This window comes from Roseateles microcysteis (assembly GCF_036880965.1).
GTDB lineage: Bacteria > Pseudomonadota > Gammaproteobacteria > Burkholderiales > Burkholderiaceae_C > JAUASW01.
In genome coordinates, this window is record NZ_JBAJMV010000005.1 from 1 (window position 1) to 21,981 (window position 21,981).

Here is a 21,981-nt window from a genome sequence, read left to right on the forward strand (position 1 = left end):
CAGCGGCTCGGGGCAGCACGCGCAGCGTGCCTCAACGACTGACTTGGCACGCCCTGTCTGAGCGCAACGAACGAAGTGAGAGAAGCGAGTTGCGTGCCGCCCCGAGTTGCGAGCAGCGCAGGGGAGTCGGCCTGCAAGGTCGGCCCCCTTGCCTGAGCCGTGCGGCTGCCCGGGTTGCCGTGCAACGCTCTCCCGAAGTGGCTTCGCGAACGACTGCTACGTGCCGGTTGTCGTCGCCTCGCAGTTTGGCGATGAATCAAGAAAAGGGAAGGGCCGCAGCCTCGCGGCTGCGGCCCCTTGCTTGCCTGGTACCTGGCTTACTTCGCCTGGACGGTGAACTCGCCGTAGGCCTTGAGCTGCTCGCTCACTGCGGCCTTGTCGCCGACGACGACGATGCTCTGCGTGGCCGGGTCGAAGTACTTCTTGCCGATCTCGCGCACCTGCTTGGCCGTGACCTTCTGGATCTGCGGCACATAGCTGCCCAGGAACTCGGACGGCAGGCCGATCAGCCAGTTGTTGGCCAGCTGGCGCGCCACCGAGCCTTGCAGCTGGGTGCTGATCAGGTAGCCACCGGCCACATAGCGCTTGTTCATGGCCATCTCTTCGTCGCTGACCAGCTCGCTGCCTAGGCGCGTGTACTCGGAGAAGAACTCCTTCAGCGAGGCGCCGGCTACTTCGTTGCGCACGTCGGCGCCGCCGACGACGATGCCGCCGTCGCGGAAGCTGCGTGCACCGGCCGAGGCGCCATAGGTGTAGCCCTTTTCCTCGCGCAGGTTCAGGTTCACGCGGCTGCTGAAGCCGCCGCCGATGATGGTGGAAGCGAGGCGCAATGGCACTTGATCAGTGGCCGCAGCCTTGTTGCCGGGACGGCCCAGTCGCACGGTGGCCTGCACGCTGCCCGGACGCTCCAGCAGGATGCGCTGGACGGCGGCCGTGCTCGGCGAGGCAGCCGCGGCGGCCGGGGCTTCGCCCGTGGCCTTCCAGTCACCGAATGCAGCCTCGACCTGCTTGAAGATCTCAGCGGCATTGACCCGACCGGTGACGACCAGCAGGCTGCGTTCCGGGCGGAAGCGGCGGCCATGCTCGGCGCGCAGCAGCTCGGGCGTGGTGGCATTGATGCTCTCGGCCGTGGCGCGTGTGTGGGCGTAGGGGTGGTCGCCATAGACGGCGAAGCCCAGCGCCCGTTCGGCGCGGTAGCCAGGGTTGGCCTCGGAGGCCTTCAGGCCTTGCAGGGCATTGGCCTTGGCCAGGGCCACTTCCTTGTCCGGGTAGGCGGGCGTGCGTGCCACTTCGGCCAGCAGCTTCAGCATGGCCGGCGCCTGCGAGCTGACGGCGTTGGCAAAGACGGTGATGCCGTCATTGCTGTTGCCGGCACCAACCGAGCCACCCATGCCCTGCGCGGCCTCGGCGATCTGGCGCGAGCTGCGCTGGGCCGTGCCCTCGTTGAGGCCACCGGCCAGCATGCTGGCCAAGCCCGCCTGGGCGGCCGAATCGGCACTGGCGCCGGCACCGCGCACGGCCAGCACGTAATCGACGCGCGGCAGGCCCTGGCGCGGCACGACCCACACCTCGAGGCCGTTGGCCAGGGTCTTCTTGGTGATCTGCGGCACGGGGATGGGCTTGTCCTGGCCGAAGGCGGGCAGCTCGGCCGGCAGCTTGACGGTGGCGGCTTGTGCCTGGCCGCCGATCAGCGCGCAGGCAGCGAGCAGGGCCAGGGTGGTCTTGGACATCTTGATGTTCAACATGGTCTTGGTCCTCGTCTGGCTTATTGCTTCTTGTCGGCTGCGGCGGGCGCTGGTGCGGCCGGCGCGGGCTTGGGAGCCGGCTTGCGGTCGATCACCGAACGGTTCTCGCGGGTCAGGTAGGTCTTGGCCACGCGTTGCACATCAGCGGAAGTGACGCCCGAAATCCAGTCCGGGATCTTGTTGATGACCTTGGCATCGCCCCACAGTGTCTGCAGCTTGGCCAGTGTGTCGGCGCGCGAGAGGAAGCTCTCCAGGCCGTCGTACCAGCTGGCCAGCATGCTGGTCTTCAGGCGCTTCATCGTGGCGTCGTCCACGCCGTCCTTCACCACCTTGGCGATTTCCTCGTCCATCGCGGCGAGCACGGCATCCGCGTTGCTGTTGGGCTTGTAGAGCGTGAAGACGGTGAACAGTGTCGGGCCGTCATATTCCCAGGGGCTGGTCAGGCCGTAGAGCGAGTTCATGTTCAAGGACAGCTCGCGGCCCTTGACCAGGCCCTGGTAGAAGCGCGAGGCATCGCCGCCGGCAAGCAGCTCGCCGAGCACGGCCATGGGGGCTTGATCCTTGCTGCCGCGGTCGGGCATCTTCCAGGCGGCGGCAATGGCCGGCACCTGGGCCAGCGCGTCGCTCTGCTCGATGCGCTTCTCGGCCGTGTTCAGGCCTTCGCGGAAATCGGTGCCGGCCGGCACCGGGCGCTTCGGGATGCCGCCGAAATACTTCTCGGCCAACGCGAAGCCTTGCGCGGGCGTCAGGTCGCCAGCGATGGACAGCACGGCATTGTTCGGACCGTAGTAGTCGCGGTGGAAGGCACGCACATCGTCGAGGCTGGCGTTCTCCAGGTCCTGGAAGCTGCCGTAGCCGTCGTGGTTGTTCTCCCACTTGTTGAAGGCGAGCTGGCCGATGTCGATCCACATGAAGCCGCCGTAGGGGCTGTTCTTCACATTGACGCGGATCTCTTCCTTCACCACGTCCTGCTGGTTCTTCAGCGTTGCGGGGTTGAAGTCCAGCGTCTTCATGCGGTCGGCTTCCATCCACAGGATGGATTCCAGCGCCGAGACCGGGGCGGTCTCGATGTAGTTGGTGAAGTCGGGGCGGGTCGAGCCGTTGTTGCGGCCACCGCCGCTGGTGATGACCTGGTCGAACACGCCCTTGGGCGCCTTGGGCGTGCCCTGGAACATCAGGTGCTCGAACAGGTGGGCGAAGCCGGTGCGGTTCTTGGGCTCCAGGCGCATGCCCACGTGATAGACCACGCTGACGCCGATGGTGGGCGAGCTGCGGTCTTCGGAGACCAGCACGGTCAGGCCGTTGGCGAGCTTCTTGCTCGCGACGGGCACGGTCCAGCGATCGACATCGGCGGCCAGCGCCGAGACTGACAGCGCCATGCCGGCCAGCAGCAGGGAAAGTTTGGGAATGCGCATGAACTTGATCCTCTTGGATAGAGAAATGCCGGCGCCCGACTGCTGCTGCACGGCTTTTGGAAGAGCCGGATATTAGGCGGATTTTGCGGGTGTGACTTTTGGCATTCAGCCGCCCGCGGGCTTCTCGAAGCCGCCGGCCACCCAGGCTTCGGCGCTGGCCTGGTTGAAACGGAAGTCGGGCCGCACGCGCGCCTGCCCCAGCTTCTCGCCGGCGCGGTCATGCGCGCTCAGAAGCGCATGCGGCGCGTCTTCATCGGGCACGATGTCGAAGCTGATGGTCAGGCGGTCTTCGGCCGTGTCCACGCGCAGCTCCTTGTGCAGTTGCGCATGCAATTGCTGCTCGTGGCGACGGATCACTTCGGCCGCGGTCTTGACCAAGGTGTTGAAGGCATTGACGTCCAGCGGCTTGGGGTTCTTCTTGTCGCGCCCCATGGTCCAGGGGCCGACCAGGGCCGGCTCGGACTCGCCATCCAGGTACATGGCCACGGCCCAGCCGTCGTCGTCTTCGTTCTTGATGACCTCGGCGGTCCAGCCCTTGTCGCGCCAGAGGCGGGGCTCGTTGATGGTCTCTGGGCTGGCGCTGTCAGTCATGGTCTGGGTCGATGGAGTTTTCTGGAAAGGGGGGGATTGTCGCCAGTGGCCGATGCGGGCCCGAGGCTCAGCGGAAGTCCCGGCTGCCCAGCACCAGCCGACCCAGCAGCGGCGAGAGGTCTTCGAAGTCGCGGGCCAGCAGGTGCTGGACGCCTCCGTCGCCGCGCTGCCATGTGCCGCGCACGGCCAGCAGCCGCGAGCCGAGGATGGTGGAGCGATGCGCGGCATAGACATCGGGCCAGACGATCACCTGTACCGCGCCGGTTTCGTCTTCCAGCGTGATGAACAAGGTGCCCTTGGCGGTTTGCGGCCGCTGGCGGCCGGTGACCATGCCGCAGGCGCGTGCGCTGCGGCCGCTCGGCCAGCGCTTCAATTGCTCGGCATTCTTCAGGCCGCGCCGGGCCAGGCGCTCGCGCAGGAGGGCCAGCGGATGGCTGCGCAAGGTGAGGCCCAGCGAGCGGTAGTCCCACAAGACCTCTTCGCCTTCTGCGGCTTCAGGCAATTGCAATTCGGCTTCATCCACCGTGGCTTCGCGCAGGAGCGGCGGCGCGCGGCGCAGGGCGGAGGCCTGCCAGACCTGCTGGCGGCGGTGGCCGGCGAGCGACATCAGGGCATCGGCGGCGGCCAGCAGCTGCATCTCGCGCTGATCGAGCTGGGCGCGCAGGGCCAGGTCTTGCGCGTCTGCAAACGCGCCGTCTTGCTCGCGTGCTTTCTCGATACGCTCGGCCGCCGCATCCGACAAGCCCGACACCAGGCGCAAGCCCAGGCGCACAGCAGGCTGCTCCTGGCCTTCGCGCAGTTCCAGCGTGCTGTCCTTGTTGCTGCAGCTCACGTCGGCCGGGCGCACCTCCACATCGTGCCGTTGCGCGTCCTGCACCAGCTGGCTGGGCGTGTAGAAGCCCAGCGGCTGCGAGTTCAAGAGGGCGCACAGAAAGGCCGCCGGTTCATGGCACTTGAGCCAGCTCGACACATAGGTGAGCAATGCGAAGCTGGCCGCATGCGACTCCGGGAAACCGTAGGACGAGAAGCCCTTGATCTGCTTGAAGATGCGCTCGGCGAAATCATCCTCATAGCCGTTCTTGCGCATGTTCGTGATGATCTTCTCGTAGAAGCGCTCCAGGTCGCCGGGCCGCTTCCAGGCCGCCATCGCGCGGCGCAGCTGGTCGGCTTCGCCGGGGCTGAAGTCGGCCGCGATCATCGCGACCTGCATCACCTGCTCCTGGAAGATGGGCACGCCGCAGGTGCGCTCGAGGGCGGCCTTCAGTGCCTCCTTGGGGTAGTAGATGTCTTGCGGCTTCTTGGCGCGGTTCTGCAGATACGGATGGACCATGCCGCCCTCGATCGGGCCGGGCCGCACGATGGCGACCTCGATCACCAGGTCGTAGAACCTGCGTGGGCGCAGGCGCGGCAGCATGGACATCTGGGCCCGGCTCTCGATCTGGAACACGCCCACGGTGTCGGCCTTGCAGATCATGTCGTAGGTGGCCTGGTCGTCCTGCGGAATGCTGGCCAGCTCTATATCGCGCTGGCGCAGCTGGCGGTAGAAATCGAAGCAGCGGCGGATGCAGGTGAGCATGCCCAGCGCCAGCACATCGACCTTCATCAGGCCGGCGGTGTCGAGGTCGTCCTTGTCCCATTCGATGACGGTGCGCTCGGGCATGGCCGCGTTCTCTATCGGCACCAGGCGCGAGAGCGGCCCCTGTGTCAGCACGAAGCCGCCGACATGCTGGCTCAGGTGGCGCGGCATGCCGACCAGTTGGCGGCTCAGCACCACGAGCTGGTTCAGGCGCCGGTCTTGCGGATCGAGCCCCAGCTCCTCCTGCAAGGCCTGCAGCCGCGCCGGCGGCAGGGCCTGGTCGGACCAGCCGCTGTGGTCTTTCGCGAGGGCCTCGACCAGGGCCTCCTCCAGCCCCAGCGCCTTGCCCACATCGCGGATCGCGCTGCGTGGCTGGTAGCGGATGACGGTGGCCGCTATGGCCGCGCGGTCACGGCCGTACTTGTGGTACAGGTACTGGATGACCTCCTCGCGCCGCTCATGCTCGAAGTCCACATCGATGTCTGGCGGCTCGTTGCGCTCCCGGCTGATGAAGCGCTCGAACAGGAGCGTGCTGTCGGCCGGATCGACCGAGGTGATGTAGAGGCAGAAGCAGACCACGCTGTTGGCGGCCGAGCCGCGGCCCTGGCAGAGGATCTTGATGGAGCGGGCGTAGTCCACGATGTCGGCCACGGTCAGGAAGTAATGCTCGTACTTCATCTCCGCGATCAGGGCCAGCTCATGCTCGACGCGCTCGCGCCACTTCTCGCCGCCGTCCTTCGGCCAGCGCTTCTTCATGCCGGCTTCGGTCAGCGCGCGCAGATGGCTGGCCGGCGTGGCACCCTCGGGTATCACCTCGCTGGGATAGTGGTAGCGAAGCTCGTCGATGGAGAAGCTGCAGGCATCAGCCACGGCCAGCGTCTGGGCCAGCAGGTCGGGCGCGTAGAGCTGGGCCAGGCGCAGCTTGCTGCGCAGATGGCGCTCGGCATTGGGCTGCAGGTCGAGGCCGCATTCGGTAATGGGGCGGCCCACGCGCACCGCTGTCAGCACGTCCTGCAAGGCCTTGCGCGAGCGGCGGTGCATGTGCACATCGCCGCTGGCCACCAGGGGCAGGGCCGTGGCCTCGGAGATGCTGCGCAGACGCTGCAGCCAGCGCTCGTCGCCCAGCTCCTGCAGGAGCTCCACGGCGATCCAGGCGCGGCCGGTGAAATGGCGCAGCAGCCAGCCGGCCTGCTCCAGCAGCTCGGCATCGCTGGCGGCGCGGCGCGGCACCAGCAGGGCCAGGCAATCGTCCAGCACATGGGGACGCAGGTCGGACCAGTTCAGCCGGTACTCGCCCTTGGTGGCGCTGGCGCGGCGCAGGCCGGTGATGAACTGGCAGAGGTTGCCGTAGCCGTTCATATTGCGGGCCAGGATCAGCAGCTTGAAGGCGGGCTCGCCGCTGGCATCGCGCAGCAGGAATTCACTGCCGATCAAGAGCTTGGGCAGGGGCAGGTCCGCCAGGTGTTCGGGCGGATCGTTCTTCAATCGGCGCAGATGGGCATGGGCCCGCACCACGCCGGCCAGCGAGCATTCATCGGTGATCGCCAGCGCCTCGTAGCCGAGTTCGGTGGCGCGCTCGACCAGCTCGTCGGGGTCGGAGGCGCCGCGCAGGAAGCTGAAACTCGAGAGGCAGTGCAGCTCGGCATAGGCTGGTCGGCCGACCAGGTTCTCTTCGTCGGACGATTGCGGCGAAAAGTGAGTGGCGCCAGTCATGCGAACACCCCGTGCAGATACCAATGCGAGCGCTCGCCGCCCAGGCGCTCGTGGAAGATCCACAGCAATGCCTGCTCGGGGTTGCGGGCCAGGTAGTAGTCGCGCTGCTGATGCCCGGCCTCTTGCAGGCCCGGCTGGCCCCACCAGCCACCCTCGATGCGCTGCGGCCCGGCCAGCATCTGCAGCTCGCCGCGGTAGAGCGGCTTGTCGTGATGGGCGAGCAGGCGCTGCGGTGGCTCGACCAGCCAGGTGGGCTGGGGCTGCAGTGGCGGCCGAGCCTTGGCCGCAGGCAAGACCTGGCCCCAGGGCAGCCAGTCCTGCATGCATTCGAGCCGGTGGTCTTCGCGCGGCACGGCGCGGCGCACATGCTGGGCGCCCAGGCGAACGGCCAGCCTTTCGAGCAATTGATTGGCCGGCTCGCGCGCCTGCTCGGGGCCATCGGCCAGCAGGGAGTCGCTGACGAGCTGCAAGGGCTCGATGCTGTCCGCGCTGAGGCGCAATTCGCCGGCCGGTGCGGCCAGTTGGGTTTGCGCCAGGTGCTCGCCGAGCAGGCGGCGCAGATGGGTGAAGTCGCGCGTGCTGTCGGCCGTGCCCAGCTGCAGCTCGCCGCCGGTGCCGGCCTCGCGCGGGCGCATTGCATCGTGCTGCCAGGCCAGGGTCAGGCGCTTGATGCCGGCGTGGCGTGCGGCCAGCCAGGCGCACAGCTGGCGCAGGAGCGGCTCGCTGTAATGCAGGAGGGCCGGCGCATGCTCGATGCGGAAAGGCAGCTCCAGCCGCGCACTGAAGCGCTCGGGCGCCTGCACCCACTCGTGCGCCTCGGGTGCGAGGCCATAGGCCTGGTCCAGCGCCGCGAGCAGCTTCGCGCCAAAGCGCCGCGCGCTGGCGCCGCGTGGCAGGCCGCGCACGTCGGCCAGGCGGCGGCAGCCCAGGCGCTCCAGCATGGGCGCTTCGGCGGCGGCAGCGCTGAGGCAGGCCAGCGGCAGCGCATCCAGCAGCTCGGGCAGCGGCCGGGCAAAGCCATTGAGCACGCCGCCGCGTGCCAGCGCCAGCGCGCCCAGGCTGGTGGGCGCCCAGGCCAGGCCCGCCAAACCGAGGCCCAGCGCCTGGGCTTCGCTCAGCAGGCGGCGATGCAGGGCCCGCCGGCCGCCGAACAGGCGCAGGCTTGCAGCCACCTCCAGCAGCACTGCCTCTTCCAGCAAGGCCACGCGCGGCGTGAACTGCAGCGACCACCAGGCCAGGGTCTGCTGCAGATCGGCCGGGGCGGGCTCATTGCAGGGCCGCAGCGCGAGCCAGTGCGGACGCGGGCTCATGGCCGGTCTCCAGGTTCGGACGAGTTGCGGCTGCACGCGGCGGCAGCAGCAGGCGTGGCGCCAGCATCTCGGCCAAGGCATCGGGCACGGCTGGCAGCCTCAGCGCCTCTTCCAGCGCCGGGCCGCGCCGCTTGAGGATTTGCAGCTCCAGGCACCAGGACGCGCCGCTCGCCAGCAAGAGGCGCAGGGGCGCGGCCGAGGATTGAAGCTGCGCCGCCAGTGGCCGGAACAGGAAGACCGGCGCATTGGACGCCAGCGCTGCCGCCTGCAGCCGCCTGATCTGCTCCGGCCGTGCCGCCGGCAGCCAGGCCAGCAGGGCCGCAGCGGCGTTGGCCTTGATCGCCTGCTCGGTGGCCCACAGCGCCTGCTCGGCTTGCGCCGGGGCTATCCAGACCAGCTGCTTCTCGCTCAGGCCATGGGCCAGGAGGCCGGGCAGATGCGGCGCATACGGAGGATTGATGAGAAGCACGGGGCGAGCGGTCGGTGCAACCGGTTTGCTCTTCTTCCTGGACTGCTGCCGTTGTTGTGGCTGCTGATGCTGCGGCAGCTGGCGCTCTTTCAGCAGCCCTCGCAGCGCCGGCCCGAGCAGCCGCCATTCGGCCATGCCGCCTTGCGCCTGCAGGATTTCGCAGACCGAGCGGGTGGGCCAGCCACCGCCGGGCAGCTCCGCATCGAGGGCGGCAAAACCGCTGGAGATGCAGGGGCTGACCGAGCTGCCCAGGCTGGCCGCGCGCCACAGCCGCGGGTCGGCCAGCAGCGCCTCGGTGGGCGAGGCGGGTTGCTGCAGCGGGGGAAAAAGACCGGGCAATGGCGCTGAGGCCGTGACCGGGCGGGCGAGGAGGGCGGGCATGCTTGAATACTGTATGAACGTACAGTATATGGGTCAGAAAGCAGCCCGCAAGCCCCTGCCGATGCCAATTGCGTCACAGCTCCTCACCGCTGTGGGCGCATTGAAACCAAGGGTTTACTTGGTATCGTCATAATGCGGGAAAACCCTCACTCCTGGACGCATGAGCTTGCAAGCTTCCGACCCCTGGCCCGCGGTGCCTACCAAGCGGCTGCTGCTGCGCGCGCCGCAGCCGGCCGATCTGGAGGCGCTCTACGAGATCCAGTCCGACCCGGTCAGCCAGCGCTTCAGCGCCAGCCCCATGCCCAGCTCGCGCGAGGAGGTGATGCAGCAACTGGATGACTGGCTGGGGCACTGGCAGGCGCATGAATTCGGCTACTGGGCGATTGCGCTGCGTGAGCAGCCCGAGGAGCTGCTGGGCTTTGGCGGCCTGATGCTGCGCCAGGTGGCAGGCCGCCAGGGCCTGAACCTGTACTTCCGCTTCCGTCCGCAGGCCTGGGGCCAGGGCTATGCGGCCGAGATGACCCAGGCCGCGCTGGCCCTGGCCTTCGAGCAGCAACAGGCCGACGCCGTGCTGGCGGTGGTGCAGCCGGCCAACATGCCTTCCCGCAAGACGCTGGAGCGCGCCGGCCTCAGGCTCAAGGGCTCATTGGCCAATGTGCCGGGCCAGCCGGCCGACCTGCTCTACGAGATCGCGGCGGCCCACTACGCCGAGATGCCACGCCTGCCGCCGCAGGCCACGCCGTTCGGCGCTTGAGCGCTGGCCTTGCTTCAGCTGGCACCGAAGCGCCGCAGCGCCGGCAAGTCCATCACCCGCAGGCCGCCATAGTCGATGCGGATCAGCCCGTCTTCCTGAAGCCGTTTCAAGGCCTGGTTGACACGCTGGCGCGACAGACCCACCAGATAGCCCAGCTCCTGCTGCGTGATGCGCAGGAGCGTGCCCACGCCGGGATAGAGCTGCGGATGGAAGAGGGCGGCCAGGTTGCGGGCCACGCGCAGGTCGGGGTCGCTGCTGCGGTCGATCTCGCGGGCGGCGATGAACTGGCCGAGCCGCTCGTTCAGCTGGTTGATGACGAAGCGGTTGAAGGCAATGCTTGTTTCGAGCAGCTCATGGAAGCTCTCCAGCGGCAGGCCGGCCACCACGCTGCGGCGCAGGGCCTGGATGTTGTAGCGATAGACCTCGCGCTTGAGCAAGGTGCCCTCGCCGAACCAGCCGCCCGGCGGCACGCCGGTGAAGGTGATGGCCTGGCCGGTCGAGTCGTCGTTGCTCATCTTCAGCAGGCCATCGATCACGCCGAACCAGAAGTTGGCCGGCTTGCCGATGCGGCAGACCCGTTCGCCCACCTCGGCCTCCGCCACCTGCAGTTGCTGCGCCACCCGGTCGCGCTGGGCTCTCTCCAGCACGGCCAGCCAGGGAATGGCGGCCAGCTCGGCGTCGGTGGCTGGCCGGGCCCGCTGCCGCAGCGGTGTGCCGCGGGCATGGCTCAGGGGGGCGGCATCGGCGCTCAGCGGGACGAATTCATAGCTCATGCTTGTTGACGTGAGGCTGACAGCAAACCCTGGTGAAAACCTGGGGCCGGGATAGCCCTTGAATTGTCGTTGCAACGACAGGCAGGCGTCAAAGTGAAGCCTAGGATTGCTGCATTCGAGGACCCAACGCTGACTTTTCGGCGCAACAGGATGTCCCGCAGGAGACACGCTTGACGACGACCTTCCCGCGTCTGATGCTCGAACATGCCAGGCAGCGCCCTGACGCCGCTGCCTTGCGTGAGAAGGAATACGGCATCTGGCAAGCCACCAGCTGGGCCGAGTTGGCCGAGCTGGTCAAGGCGCTGGCGCATGGCCTGCACCAGGCCGGCCTGCGGCATGGCCAGCACCTGGTGGTGGTCGGTGAGAACCGGCCGCGGCTGTCGGCCGTGATGCTGGCGGCCCAGTCGCTGGGCGCGATTCCGGTGCCGCTCTATCAAGACGCGGTGGCTGCCGAGTTCATCTTCCCCTTGTCGAATGCCGAGGTCGCGTATGCCGTCGTCGAGGACCAGGAGCAGGTCGACAAGCTGCTCGAGATCCGCGAGCAATTGCCGCTCTTGCAGCACATCTGGTTCGACGACCCGCGCGGCCTGCGCAACTATGACGAGCCGGGCCTCTCTCCGCTGGATGCGCTGATCGCGGCCGGCCGGGTCGAGGCGGCGGCGCATCCGCAGCTGTTCAACCAATGGATCGAGGCGGTCAAGGACAGCGACACCGCCGCGATGTTCTTCACCTCGGGCACGACGGGCAACCCGAAGGGCGTGATTCACACGCATGCCACCTTGATCGACCGCGCCCAGGCCGGTGCCCGCTTCGACAAGCTCACCAGCAGCGAGGAGGTGTTGGCCTATCTGCCGCCCGCCTGGATTGGCCAGAACGTCTTCAGCTATGCGCAGTGGTTGGCCTGCGGCTATGTGGTGAACTGCCCCGAGTCGGCCAGCACGGTGTCCATCGACCTGAAGGAGATCGGGCCGAGCTACTACTTCGCGCCGCCGCGGGTCTTCGAAGGCTTGCTGACGACCGTGATGATCCGCATGGAAGACGCTTCTGCGCCCAAGCGCTGGCTGTTCAAGCGCTGCATGACGCTGGCCAACCGCGTTGGCCCGGCGCTGATGGATGGCTTGCCCGTAGCGGCGCTGGACAAGCTCAAGTACGCCCTGGGCAACCTGCTGATCTACGGCCCGCTGCGCAACACGCTCGGCTTCTCCCGGGTGCGCGTGGCCTACACGGCCGGTGAGGCCATCGGCCCCGATCTGTTCAGCTTCTACCGGTCCATCGGCATCAATCTGAAGCAGCTCTACGGCTCGACGGAAACAGCCGTCTTCGTCTGCCTGCAGCCTGACAACGAAGCCAGGTCGGACACCGTGGGCGTGCCCATCGAGGGCGTTGAAATCAAGCTGCTGGACAGTGGCGAGATCCTGGTGCGTTCGCCTGGCCTGCTCAAGGGCTACTACAAGAATGACGCGGCCACGGCCGAGGTGCTGACTGCCGACGGCTGGTACCACACAGGCGACGCCGGCTTCCTCGATGCCTCGGGGCATCTGAAGATCATCGACCGGGCCAAGGATGTGGGCCGCATCGTCGGCGGCACGAATGACGGCGCCATGTTTGCGCCCAAGTATGTGGAGAACAAGCTCAAGTTCTTCTCGCACATCAAGGAGGCCGTGGCCTTTGGCGACCGGCGCGAGAAGGTCTGTGCCTTCATCAACATCGACTTTGATGCCGTGGGCAACTGGGCCGAGCGCCACAACCTGCCCTATGCCGGCTACAACGACCTGGCGCAGAAGCCCGAGGTCTACGAACTGATCCGCGAATGCGTGGAGAAGGTCAATGCCGACCTGGCGCAGGACGAGTTGCTGGCGGGCAGCCAGATCACCCGCTTCCTGGTCCTGCACAAGGAGCTGGATGCGGACGACGGCGAGCTCACGCGCACCCGCAAGGTCCGCCGTGGTGCGATTGCCGAGAAGTACGCGGTGCTGATCGATGCGCTGTACGAAGGCAAGAGTTCGCAGTTCATCGAGACGGCGGTGAAGTTCGAGGATGGGCGCTCGGGCTCGGTGTCTGCAGACTTGAAGATCGTTGATACGAAGACATTCGCACCAGCGCGGAGGGCCGCCTGATGAGCGCGAAGAAAATCGGCGAGGTCATCCTCGAGGTCAAGAACATCTCGCTGGCCTTTGGCGGCGTGAAGGCGCTGACCGACATCAGCTTCGATGTGCGCGAGCATGAGATCCGCTCCATCATCGGCCCCAACGGCGCGGGCAAGAGCTCGATGCTCAACTGCATCAACGGCGTCTACCACCCGACGCAGGGTTCCATCAGCTTCAAGGGTCAGACCTTCAAGCACATGAACTCGCGTCAGGTGGCCGAGATGGGCGTGGCCCGCACCTTCCAGAACCTGGCCCTGTTCAAGGGCATGAGCGTGCTGGACAACATCATGACCGGCCGCAACCTGCACATGAAGAGCAATCTCTTGCTGCAGGCCTTGCGCTGGGGTCCGGCCGAGCGCGAGGAAATCGCCCAGCGCGAAAAGGTCGAGCGCATCATCGATTTCCTCGAGATCCAGGCCTACCGCAAGACGCCGGTCGGCCGCCTGCCCTATGGCCTGCAAAAGCGTGTGGACCTGGGCCGCGCGCTGGCGATGGAGCCGCAGGTGCTTTTGCTGGACGAGCCCATGGCCGGCATGAATGTGGAAGAGAAGCAGGACATGTGCCGCTTCATCCTCGACGTGAACGACGAGTTCGGCACCACCATCGTGCTGATCGAGCATGACATGGGCGTGGTGATGGACATCTCGGACCGTGTCGTCGTGCTCGACTACGGCAAGAAGATCGGCGACGGCGCGCCCGACGAAGTCCGCCGCAATGAAGACGTGATCCGGGCCTATCTCGGCACTTCGCACTGAAGGCAGGGGCGCACTGATATGGGATTCCTTATTGAAACAGTCTTCGGCGGCCTGATGACGGGCATGCTGTATTCGCTGATCGCGCTGGGCTTCGTCCTGATCTTCAAGGCCTCGGGCGTCTTCAATTTCGCGCAGGGCGCGATGGTGCTGTTCGCTGCGCTGGCCATGGCTCGCTTCGCGGAATGGATTCCGAAGCTGCTCGGCTTTGACAACGCCATCCTGGCCAACATCCTGGCCTTCGTCGGCGCTTGCCTGGTGATGGTGGCTGTGGCCTGGTGCGTCGAGCGTCTCGTGCTCGGCAAGCTGGTGAATCAGGAAGGCATCACGCTCTTGATGGCCACGCTCGGGATCACCTACTTCCTGGAAGGCCTGGGCCAGAGCCTGTTCGGCAGCGACATCTACAAGATCGACGTGGGCATGCCCAAGGATCCGGTCTTCCTGTTCGAAAAGACCTTTGAAGGCGGCGTGCTGGTCAACAAGGAAGACCTGTATGCAGCGCTGATTGCTGCGGTGCTGGTCGCGCTGCTTGCGCTGTTCTTCCAGAAGACCGCGACAGGCCGCGCCCTGCGCGCCGTGGCAGACGACCATCAGGCCGCGCAGTCCATCGGCATTCCGCTCTCGCGCATCTGGGTCATCGTCTGGAGCGTGGCCGGTTTCGTGGCTCTCGTGGCCGGCATCATCTGGGGCAGCAAGCTGGGCGTGCAGTTCTCGCTCTCGCTGGTGGCCTTGAAGGCGCTGCCGGTGGTGATTCTTGGCGGCCTGACTTCGGTGCCGGGCGCCATCATCGGCGGCCTGGTGATCGGCGTGGGCGAGAAGGTCTCGGAGGTCTACCTTGGCCCGATGTTGGGCGGTGGCATCGAGATCTGGTTTGCATATGTGTTGGCGTTGGGATTCCTCCTGGTGAGGCCGCAAGGTCTCTTCGGGGAAAAAATCATTGATCGCGTATGAACGCGAGCAATGATTTTTCAGAGCAGGCTAACTTGGACTTGTCCAAGTTAAGCGCCGACAGGCGCGGCCGGAACTAAAAGATCATGGATAAGGACGAGCATGCTTTACCGTGAGAACGGCCAGTTCAAGACCTCCTACCGCGCGGACAACGCGGTCTTTCCGATCCGCCAGGACCAGGTTGCGATCGCGCTGATCCTGCTGCTGGCCTTTGTGGTGGTCCCGGCCTTTGCCTCGGAATACCTGTTCCGCGCGATCCTGATTCCCTTCCTGATCCTCTCGCTGGCGGCCCTGGGCCTGAACGTGCTGGTGGGCTATTGCGGGCAGATCTCGCTGGGCACCGGTGCCTTCATGGCCGTGGGCGCCTATGCGGCCTACAACTTCCAGGTCCGCATCGAAGGCATGCCGCTGATCGCCTCGCTCCTGTTGGGCGGGCTGGCATCGACCGTGGTCGGCGTGTTCTTTGGCGTGCCCTCCTTGCGCATCAAGGGCCTTTATCTCGCCGTCGCGACGCTGGCCGCGCAGTTCTTCTGCGACTGGGCCTTTCTGCGCATCTCCTGGTTCACGAACAACTCGGCCTCGGGCAATGTCTCGGTCTCCAATCTGCAGGTCTTTGGCTTTTCCGTCGAGTCGCCAGTGCAGAAGTATCTGTTCTGCCTAGTCTTCGTCGTCGTGTTCGCCACGCTGACCAAGAACCTGGTGCGCTCGGCCATCGGCCGCGAATGGATGGCGATGCGCGACATGGATGTGGCCGCCAGTGTGATCGGCATCCGCCCGGTCTACGCCAAGCTCAGCGCCTTTGCGGTCAGCAGCTTCATCGTCGGCGTGGCCGGCGCGCTCTGGGGCTTTGTGCACCTCGGTTCCTGGGAGCCGGCGGCCTTCTCGATCGACCGCTCGTTCCAGCTGCTCTTCATGGTCATCATCGGGGGGCTGGGCTCCGTGATGGGGGCCTTTTTCGGCGCGGCCTTCATCATCATCCTGCCGATTCTGCTGAGCCAGTTGCCGCACTGGCTGGGCATCCCGATTGCCACTGAAACCTCCTCCCACCTGGAGTTCATGGTCTTCGGCGCGCTGATCGTGTTCTTCCTGATCAAGGAGCCGCATGGGATAGCGCGGCTCTGGTCCACCGCGAAAGAGAAGCTGCGGCTGTGGCCCTTCCCGCACTGAGTGCCTACCTACCTTCCTTCTTGAAACCACAAAGCGCGCCACGAGCACGCACAACCGGAGACAGCAAGATGACGACACGACTCAAGTCCCTGGCCCTGATGGCCGCGGTCGCCGCCGCCGGCCTGGCCACTGTGGCTACCGATGCCCTGGCCCAGGCCAAGGAGCAGTTCTTCCCGGTACTTGTCTACCGCACGGGCGCCTACGCGCCCAACGGAACGCCCTGGGCCAATGGCTATGTGGATTACCTCAAGCTGGTGAATGCCAAGGGTGGCATGAACGGCGTCAAGATCACCTACGAGGAATGCGAGACAGGCTATGCCACCGACCGTTCGGTGGAGTGCTATGAGCGGCTGAAGGGCAAGGGCGCGACCTTGTTCCAGCCGCTTTCCACCGGCGCCACCTTTGCCCTGACCGAGAAGGCGCCCGGCGACAAGATTCCCCTGATCACCGCCGGCTACGGCCGCAGCGAAAGCCAGGACGGCGGCATCTTCAAGTGGAACTTCCCGCTCCTGGGCACCTACTGGGTCGCGGCCGACGTGTTGCTGCAGCATGTGGCCAAGAAGGAGGGTGGCTGGGACAAGATGAAGGGCAAGAAGGTCGCCCTGGTCTATCACGACAGCCCTTACGGCAAGGAGCCTATCCCTCTGCTGCAGGAGCGCAGCAAGCTGCATGGCTTCGAGCTGCAGCTGCTGCCGGTGACGGCGCCCGGCGTCGAACAAAAAGCCACCTGGCTGCAGGTGCGGCAGAGCCGGCCCGACTATGTCTTCCTCTGGGGCTGGGGCGTGATGAACTCCACCGCGCTGAAGGAAGCGCAGGCGACCGGTTATCCGCGCGAGAAGATGTACGGCGTCTGGTGGGCCGGCGCCGAGCCTGATGTGAAGGATGTCGGCGATGGCGCCAAGGGCTACAGCGCCGTGACCATCCAGCATGGCGCCGAGCCGCAGGCCAAGGTGGTGCAGGACATCCTGAAGGAGCTGCATGGCAAGAACAACGGCACGGGCCCGAAGGACGAAGTCGGCCAGGTGCTCTATATGCGCGGCCTCTTGTCGGCGATGCTGGGTGTCGAAGGCGTCAAGCGCGCGCAGGAGCGCTTCGGCAAGGGCAAGGTCATGAACGGCGAGCAGGTGCGCTGGGGCCTTGAGAACCTGGCGCTCGACCAGAAGAAGCTCGATGCCCTGGGCCTGGCCGGCGTGATGCGCCCGGTGTCCACCTCGTGCGCTGACCACATGGGCTCCAGCTGGGCGCGCGTCCACACCTGGGACGGCAAGAAGTGGAACTTCGTTGGCGACTGGTACCAGGCCGATGAACAGATCATCAAGCCGATGGTGAAGGCGACGGCGGAGAAGTATGCGGCCGAAAAGAAGTTGACGCGCCGCACTCCCGAAGATTGCCAGAGCTGATCCGCTCCCACCCCATCCCCGCCCCCCAAGGAGGCGGGGCGCAGCAACCCCACCCCTGTCCCCTCCCCCGAGGGGAGGGGGACTTCCTCGGAGGAGTCCTCTGTCGAACATCGCGAGCGGTGTTCGCCTGAGTCAAAGGCCGCGTATGAGCAATATTCTTCTGAACGTCAACGGCATCGAGGTCATCTACAACCATGTGATCCTGGTGTTGAAGGGCGTGTCCTTGCAGGTGCCCGAGGGCGGCATCGTCGCGCTGCTGGGCGGCAATGGCGCGGGCAAGACGACGACGCTGCGCGCCGTGTCCAACCTCCTGGCCGGTGAACGTGGCGAGGTCACCAAGGGCTCGATCGAACTGCGCGGCGAGCGCATCGAGAAGCTCTCCACCGCCGAGATGGTCAATCGCGGCGTGATCCAGGTGATGGAAGGGCGCCACTGCTTCGCCCACCTCAGCATCGAAGAAAACCTGATGACCGGCGCCTACACCCGCAAGGACGGCAAGGCTGCAGTGAACGCGACGCTGGAAAAGGTCTACAACTACTTTCCCCGCCTGAAGACCCGCCGCACTTCGCAGGCCGCCTACACCTCCGGCGGCGAGCAGCAAATGTGCGCCATCGGCCGCGCCCTGATGGCCAACCCCAAGATGGTCTTGCTGGATGAGCCTTCGATGGGCCTGGCGCCGCAGATCGTTGAAGAGGTGTTCGAGATCGTCAAGGACCTGAACAGCAAGGAAGGCACGACCTTTCTGCTGGCCGAGCAGAACACCAACATGGCGCTGCGCTATGCCGACTACGGCTACATCCTGGAGAGCGGCCGCGTCGTGATGGACGGCGAGGCCCGGGCCTTGCGCGAGAACGAGGACGTCAAGGAGTTCTACCTCGGCGTCGGCGGTGGCGACCGCAAGAGCTTCAAGGACGTGAAGAGCTACAAGCGCCGCAAGCGCTGGTTGGCCTGAAGGAGTACCGCATGAGCGATGGAGACTTCTTCGCACCACCGCCGTTCAAGCCGGACGAAGCATTGCAGCGGCTGAAGCGCGATCTGCGCGAGCTCGGGCTGGCCGAGCGGGAAGGGCGCTTCGAGCGCAAAGGCATGGTGATGGCCCGGGCCGCCGTTGACGGCACGCAGTTGCGAGTCGCCCTGGTCAAGCGTCCTTCGCGCACGCCGGAATGGAACGAGAAATTGCTGAAGGACAGCAGCCAGCTGCGCGATTTCGTGGCCTTGGTGAAAAAAAGCCTGGCGGGGTGGAGCAATGGCGACGAGTAAGTTCTACGACGCGCTGGAGACGCGCGAACCGGCGGCGCGCGAAGCAGCCCTGATGCAGGCGCTGGCCGGGCAGGTCCGTCATGCGCGTGCCTGTACCGATGCCTTTGCCGAGCTGTTGGCAGCGGCGCCCGATCGGGTCGACAGCCGTGCCGCGCTCGCTGCCCTGCCGGTGACCCGCAAGCATGAGTTGCTGGCCCGCCAGCAGCACGCCAGACTCGCTGGGGGCAACCCGTTTGGCGGCTTCTCGGCCATCGGCTGGGGCCCGGCGCGGCGCGTGTTCCAGTCACCTGGCACGCTTTATGAACCCGAAGGTTCGCGTGCCGACTACTGGCGCATGGCGCGTGCCATGCATGCCGCAGGCTTTCAGGCCGGCGAGCTCTTGCACAACAGCTTTTCCTACCACCTGACGCCGGCCGGCTCGATGATGGAAACAGGCGCCCATGCGCTGGGCTGCACCGTCTTTCCCGGTGGTGTCGGCAACACCGAATTGCAGCTGCAGGCCATCCATGAACTTCGGCCGCAAGGCTATGTGGGCACGCCCAGCTTCCTGAAGATCATGCTGGACAAGAGCGAGGGCCAGGCCCTGTCCATCCGCAAGGCCATGGTCAGCGGCGAGGCCTTCCCGGCTTCGCTGCGCGACTGGCTGATCGAGCGTGGCGTGCAGGGCTACCAGTGCTATGCCACGGCCGACATCGGCTTGATCGCCTATGAAACCTCGGCCCGCGAAGGCCTGGTGATCGACGAAGGTGTGATCGTCGAGATCGTCCGCCCCGGCACCGGCGACCCCGTGCCCGAAGGTGAGGTGGGCGAACTGGTCGTCACCACCTTGAACCCCGACTATCCGCTGATCCGTTTCGGCACCGGCGACCTCTCGGCCATCCTGCCGGGCGCTTGCCCCACGGGCCGGACCAACCAGCGCATCAAGGGCTGGATGGGCCGGGCCGACCAGAGCGCCAAGGTCAAGGGCATGTTCGTCCATGCCTCGCAGATTGCCGAGCTCTTGCGCCGCTTCCCCGAGGCGAAGCGCGGCCGCCTGGTGGTTGAAGGCGAGATGGCCAGCGACCGCATGACGCTCAAGCTCGAAGTGGCCGAAGCCGCCGAAGGCCTGGCCACTCGGGTCACCGAGGCGCTGCGCGACATCACCAAGCTGCGCGGCGACGTGCAGCTGATGGCGCCGGGCAGCCTGCCCAACGATGGGCGCGTGATCGAGGACCTGCGCAAGTTCGACTGACTGAGCGCCGCAGTGCCGCGCCCGGCGTTCACTTCGACTCGAGGTCGATGGTCTTCGCGGGCTGCCCCTTGTCGTCGAACATCTGGATGCTGGGCTTGCCCTCGGGCGTGACCATCAGCAGCATGCGCGGCTGGCCCTTGGCATCGCTGAGCATCAGGGCCGAGGACTTGCCGGGCGTGGTGCCCAGGCGCACGCGATTGGCGGCCAGCAGGCCCTTGTCGCGCAGGTCCTGGATGGCGGCCTTGCGAGCCTCAGGATCCATCTTGCGGATCTCGGCCATGCGCGCGCTGCGCTGCTTGACGTCCATCTGCAGACCGTCGGCCTCATCGTTGATGACCAGCGTGCTGGTGGCCGTGCCGCCCTGCTCGGCATGCAGCAGCTGGATCACCTGGTCCTGACGGAAGCGGTCGAAGGTCAGGCTCAGGCCGGCGTTGACCTTGCCATCGGGGCCGACGAAGCCCTTCTGGATGAAGCCTCCGTTCTCGGTGCCCTCATCATTGATGAACAGCATGCCGGCCTTGTCGGCACGGTCCGGGCGCGCCCCCTCCTTGCCCTGCTGGAAGTCGCCGGGGTACTGCGCCTTGTTCGAGATCACCATGCGCAGCGTGCCATCGGGCTCGCGCACATTGATCCGGCCCACGTCGATCTCCTCGAACTTGGCCGGCGGTGCCTTGGCGCCGGTCAGCAGGGTGATGGCGATGATGGCCGTGGCGCTGGCGGCGGCGCCGCTCAGGAAGCTTGCTGTCTTGCTCATGGTTCTCCTGCCTCTGTGGATTGATAACGGCGCGATTGTGCCGATGCTCCACAAGGCTTCGCAGCGATATTCGACAGACTGCAGATGGGCCCGACAGGCCGAGCAGCTCAGCTCATGCGCAAGGGAATCGTCACCGGCCCGTCGTTGACCAGGCTCACCTGCATGTCGGCCCCGAACTCGCCGCTCTGCACGTCCGGGTGCAGCCGGCCCGCACAGGCCAGCGCATGCTCATAAAGATGACGGCCCAGCTCGGGCCGTGCGGCGCCTGTGAAGCTTGGCCGGTTGCCGCTGCTGGCGTCGGCGGCCAGCGTGAACTGCGAAACGATGAGCAGGCCACCGCCCACGTCCTGCACGCTGCGGTTCATCTTGCCGGCCTCGTCAGAGAAGATGCGCAGCTTCAGCACCTTGTCGATCATCTTCTCGGCCAGGGCTTCGGTATCGGTCGGCTCGGCGCAGAGCAGCAGCAAGAGGCCCGGGCCGATGCTGCCGATGGTGGTGCCGGCCACATCGACGCGGGCTTCGCGTACGCGTTGAATCAGTCCAATCAATGCTGGTTCCCTTTGGGAGAGATGCGGGTGGCAGGGGCCGGGTCGAGCCAAGCGGCACCCATGGATCCGGCTTTGCCGGGCCATTGGGTGCGCCCCCTTGAGGGGGAGCGCGAAGCGCCTCGGGGGTGGGTCATATCAAGTCCTTGGGGTCGTCGAAGTGGGCTTCCACATCCATCGGCAACAGCTGTATGGTGGCGCGCAGACCGGGCACGGCACTCATCAGGGCCTGCTCCACCGAGGCCCGCACGGCGGCGGCGCGGCCCAGCGTCCAGTCGCTCGGCATATGCATGTGAAGGTCCACGAATCGGCGCTGGCCGGCGCTGCGGCTGACCAGGTGGTCGAAGCGCACCGTGTGATGGCGAAAGTCCTCCAGAACCGCGTCGATGCGGGCCAGGGATTCGGCGTCCAGCGCCTCGTCCATCAGGCCTTGTGAGCTGCGCCAGACCAGCGCAGCGCCTTCGCGCAGGATGTTCAGGGCCACCAGCACGGCCAGCAGCGGGTCCAGCCACAACCAGCCGGTGAGCATCACGCCCAGCAGGCCCGCCACGACACCGGCCGAGGTCCAGACATCGGTGAACAGATGGCGGGCATCGGCCTCCAGCGCCATCGAGCGATGCTCCCGGGCCTTGCGCAGCATGGCCCAGGCCAGTGCGCCATTGATGACCGAGCTGACAACGGCCAGCCCCAGCCCCAGGCCGAGGGACTGGACCGGCTGCGGGTCAAAGAAGCGGTGGCCTGCGGCCCACAGGATGCCCAGCGCGGCGGCGATGATCAGCACGCCCTCGAAGCCGCTGGAGAAGAACTCGGCCTTGTGGTGGCCAAAGGGATGGTCATCATCAGGCGGCCGCGCCGCCACCGTGACCATGGCCAGTGCAAACATTGCCCCGGCCAGGTTGACCAGGGACTCCAGCGCGTCGGCCGCCAGGCTGACCGAGTCGGTCCACCACCAGGCCGCTGTCTTCAGGGCGATGGTGAGCAGGGCGACGGCCACCGACAGCTTCAGATAGGCGCTTACTTGCATGGCGGCGATTGTCGCTGGCGCCCGCC

19 protein-coding genes are annotated in these 21,981 nt (G+C 66.4%); 9 read left to right on the top strand and 10 right to left on the bottom strand.

Annotated features, from left to right (window positions below):
• Positions 1-317: 317 nt before the first annotated feature.
• From V3596_RS14405 to V3596_RS14430, 6 genes are all read right to left on the bottom strand, one after another.
• On the bottom strand, positions 318-1,745 hold the full coding sequence (locus V3596_RS14405; RefSeq protein ID WP_334278467.1) for a M16 family metallopeptidase: 1,428 nt from the start codon (positions 1,743-1,745) through the stop codon (positions 318-320).
• Between the two features lie 20 nt (positions 1,746-1,765).
• The gene (locus V3596_RS14410; protein ID WP_334278468.1) at positions 1,766-3,160 is read right to left on the bottom strand and encodes a M16 family metallopeptidase; all 1,395 of its coding nucleotides are present in this window, start codon (positions 3,158-3,160) and stop codon (positions 1,766-1,768) included.
• A 105-nt stretch (positions 3,161-3,265) separates the two neighbouring features.
• Positions 3,266-3,751 carry a hypothetical protein gene (locus V3596_RS14415; RefSeq protein WP_334278469.1) on the bottom strand — a complete coding sequence of 162 codons (486 nt, stop codon included), beginning with the start codon at positions 3,749-3,751 and terminating at the stop codon, positions 3,266-3,268.
• Positions 3,752-3,818: 67 nt separating this feature from the next.
• The gene (locus tag V3596_RS14420) at positions 3,819-7,040 is read right to left on the bottom strand and encodes an error-prone DNA polymerase (RefSeq protein ID WP_334278470.1); all 3,222 of its coding nucleotides are present in this window, start codon (positions 7,038-7,040) and stop codon (positions 3,819-3,821) included.
• The gene (locus V3596_RS14425; protein WP_334278471.1) at positions 7,037-8,350 is read right to left on the bottom strand and encodes a Y-family DNA polymerase; all 1,314 of its coding nucleotides are present in this window, start codon (positions 8,348-8,350) and stop codon (positions 7,037-7,039) included. The genes V3596_RS14420 and V3596_RS14425 overlap by 4 nt, the downstream gene beginning before the upstream one ends.
• Positions 8,307-9,200 (bottom strand): recombinase RecA, encoded by an 894-nt coding sequence (locus tag V3596_RS14430; RefSeq protein ID WP_334278472.1) that lies wholly within the window; start codon positions 9,198-9,200, stop codon positions 8,307-8,309. The genes V3596_RS14425 and V3596_RS14430 overlap by 44 nt, the downstream gene beginning before the upstream one ends.
• A gap of 160 nt (positions 9,201-9,360) precedes the next feature.
• Between V3596_RS14430 and V3596_RS14435 the strand changes: the two genes are divergently transcribed.
• A complete protein-coding gene (locus V3596_RS14435; protein WP_334278473.1) occupies positions 9,361-9,954 on the top strand; it encodes a GNAT family N-acetyltransferase in 594 nt (197 codons plus the stop codon).
• 14 nt (positions 9,955-9,968) lie between these two features.
• Here V3596_RS14435 and V3596_RS14440 read toward each other — a convergent pair whose 3' ends face one another.
• Positions 9,969-10,727, bottom strand: coding sequence for a Crp/Fnr family transcriptional regulator (locus V3596_RS14440; protein WP_334278474.1), 759 nt, complete (start codon positions 10,725-10,727; stop codon positions 9,969-9,971).
• 170 nt (positions 10,728-10,897) lie between these two features.
• On the opposite strand from V3596_RS14440, the gene V3596_RS14445 reads away from it, so the two are divergent.
• The 8 genes from V3596_RS14445 to V3596_RS14480 all read left to right on the top strand — a co-directional run bounded on the left by V3596_RS14445 (position 10,898) and on the right by V3596_RS14480 (position 19,632).
• Positions 10,898-12,844: an AMP-dependent synthetase/ligase gene (locus tag V3596_RS14445; protein ID WP_334278475.1), complete on the top strand. Its 1,947-nt coding sequence runs from the start codon at positions 10,898-10,900 to the stop codon at positions 12,842-12,844.
• Positions 12,844-13,629 carry an ABC transporter ATP-binding protein gene (locus V3596_RS14450; protein WP_334278476.1) on the top strand — a complete coding sequence of 262 codons (786 nt, stop codon included), beginning with the start codon at positions 12,844-12,846 and terminating at the stop codon, positions 13,627-13,629. Before V3596_RS14445 ends, V3596_RS14450 begins: the two co-directional genes overlap by 1 nt.
• An 18-nt stretch (positions 13,630-13,647) precedes the next feature.
• Positions 13,648-14,577: a branched-chain amino acid ABC transporter permease gene (locus V3596_RS14455; protein ID WP_334278477.1), complete on the top strand. Its 930-nt coding sequence runs from the start codon at positions 13,648-13,650 to the stop codon at positions 14,575-14,577.
• A 99-nt stretch (positions 14,578-14,676) separates the two neighbouring features.
• Positions 14,677-15,741, top strand: coding sequence for a branched-chain amino acid ABC transporter permease (locus V3596_RS14460; RefSeq protein ID WP_334278478.1), 1,065 nt, complete (start codon positions 14,677-14,679; stop codon positions 15,739-15,741).
• 68 nt (positions 15,742-15,809) lie between these two features.
• Positions 15,810-17,141, top strand: a complete 1,332-nt coding sequence (locus tag V3596_RS14465; RefSeq protein WP_334278479.1) for an ABC transporter substrate-binding protein — start codon at positions 15,810-15,812, stop codon at positions 17,139-17,141.
• Between the two features lie 145 nt (positions 17,142-17,286).
• Positions 17,287-18,093, top strand: a complete 807-nt coding sequence (locus V3596_RS14470; protein ID WP_334278480.1) for an ABC transporter ATP-binding protein — start codon at positions 17,287-17,289, stop codon at positions 18,091-18,093.
• A gap of 11 nt (positions 18,094-18,104) precedes the next feature.
• The gene (locus V3596_RS14475; RefSeq protein WP_334278481.1) at positions 18,105-18,401 is read left to right on the top strand and encodes a hypothetical protein; all 297 of its coding nucleotides are present in this window, start codon (positions 18,105-18,107) and stop codon (positions 18,399-18,401) included.
• Positions 18,388-19,632, top strand: a complete 1,245-nt coding sequence (locus tag V3596_RS14480) for a phenylacetate--CoA ligase family protein (protein ID WP_334278482.1) — start codon at positions 18,388-18,390, stop codon at positions 19,630-19,632. The genes V3596_RS14475 and V3596_RS14480 overlap by 14 nt, the downstream gene beginning before the upstream one ends.
• 28 nt (positions 19,633-19,660) lie before the next feature.
• Here V3596_RS14480 and V3596_RS14485 read toward each other — a convergent pair whose 3' ends face one another.
• The 3 genes from V3596_RS14485 to V3596_RS14495 all read right to left on the bottom strand — a co-directional run bounded on the left by V3596_RS14485 (position 19,661) and on the right by V3596_RS14495 (position 21,955).
• On the bottom strand, positions 19,661-20,386 hold the full coding sequence (locus tag V3596_RS14485) for a hypothetical protein (RefSeq protein ID WP_334278483.1): 726 nt from the start codon (positions 20,384-20,386) through the stop codon (positions 19,661-19,663).
• A 107-nt stretch (positions 20,387-20,493) separates the two neighbouring features.
• Entirely contained in the window at positions 20,494-20,934 is a 441-nt protein-coding gene (gene dtd, locus V3596_RS14490) for a D-aminoacyl-tRNA deacylase (protein WP_334278484.1), read from the bottom strand.
• Between the two features lie 130 nt (positions 20,935-21,064).
• Entirely contained in the window at positions 21,065-21,955 is an 891-nt protein-coding gene (locus tag V3596_RS14495; protein ID WP_334278485.1) for a cation diffusion facilitator family transporter, read from the bottom strand.
• Between the last annotated feature and the right edge of the window lie 26 nt (positions 21,956-21,981).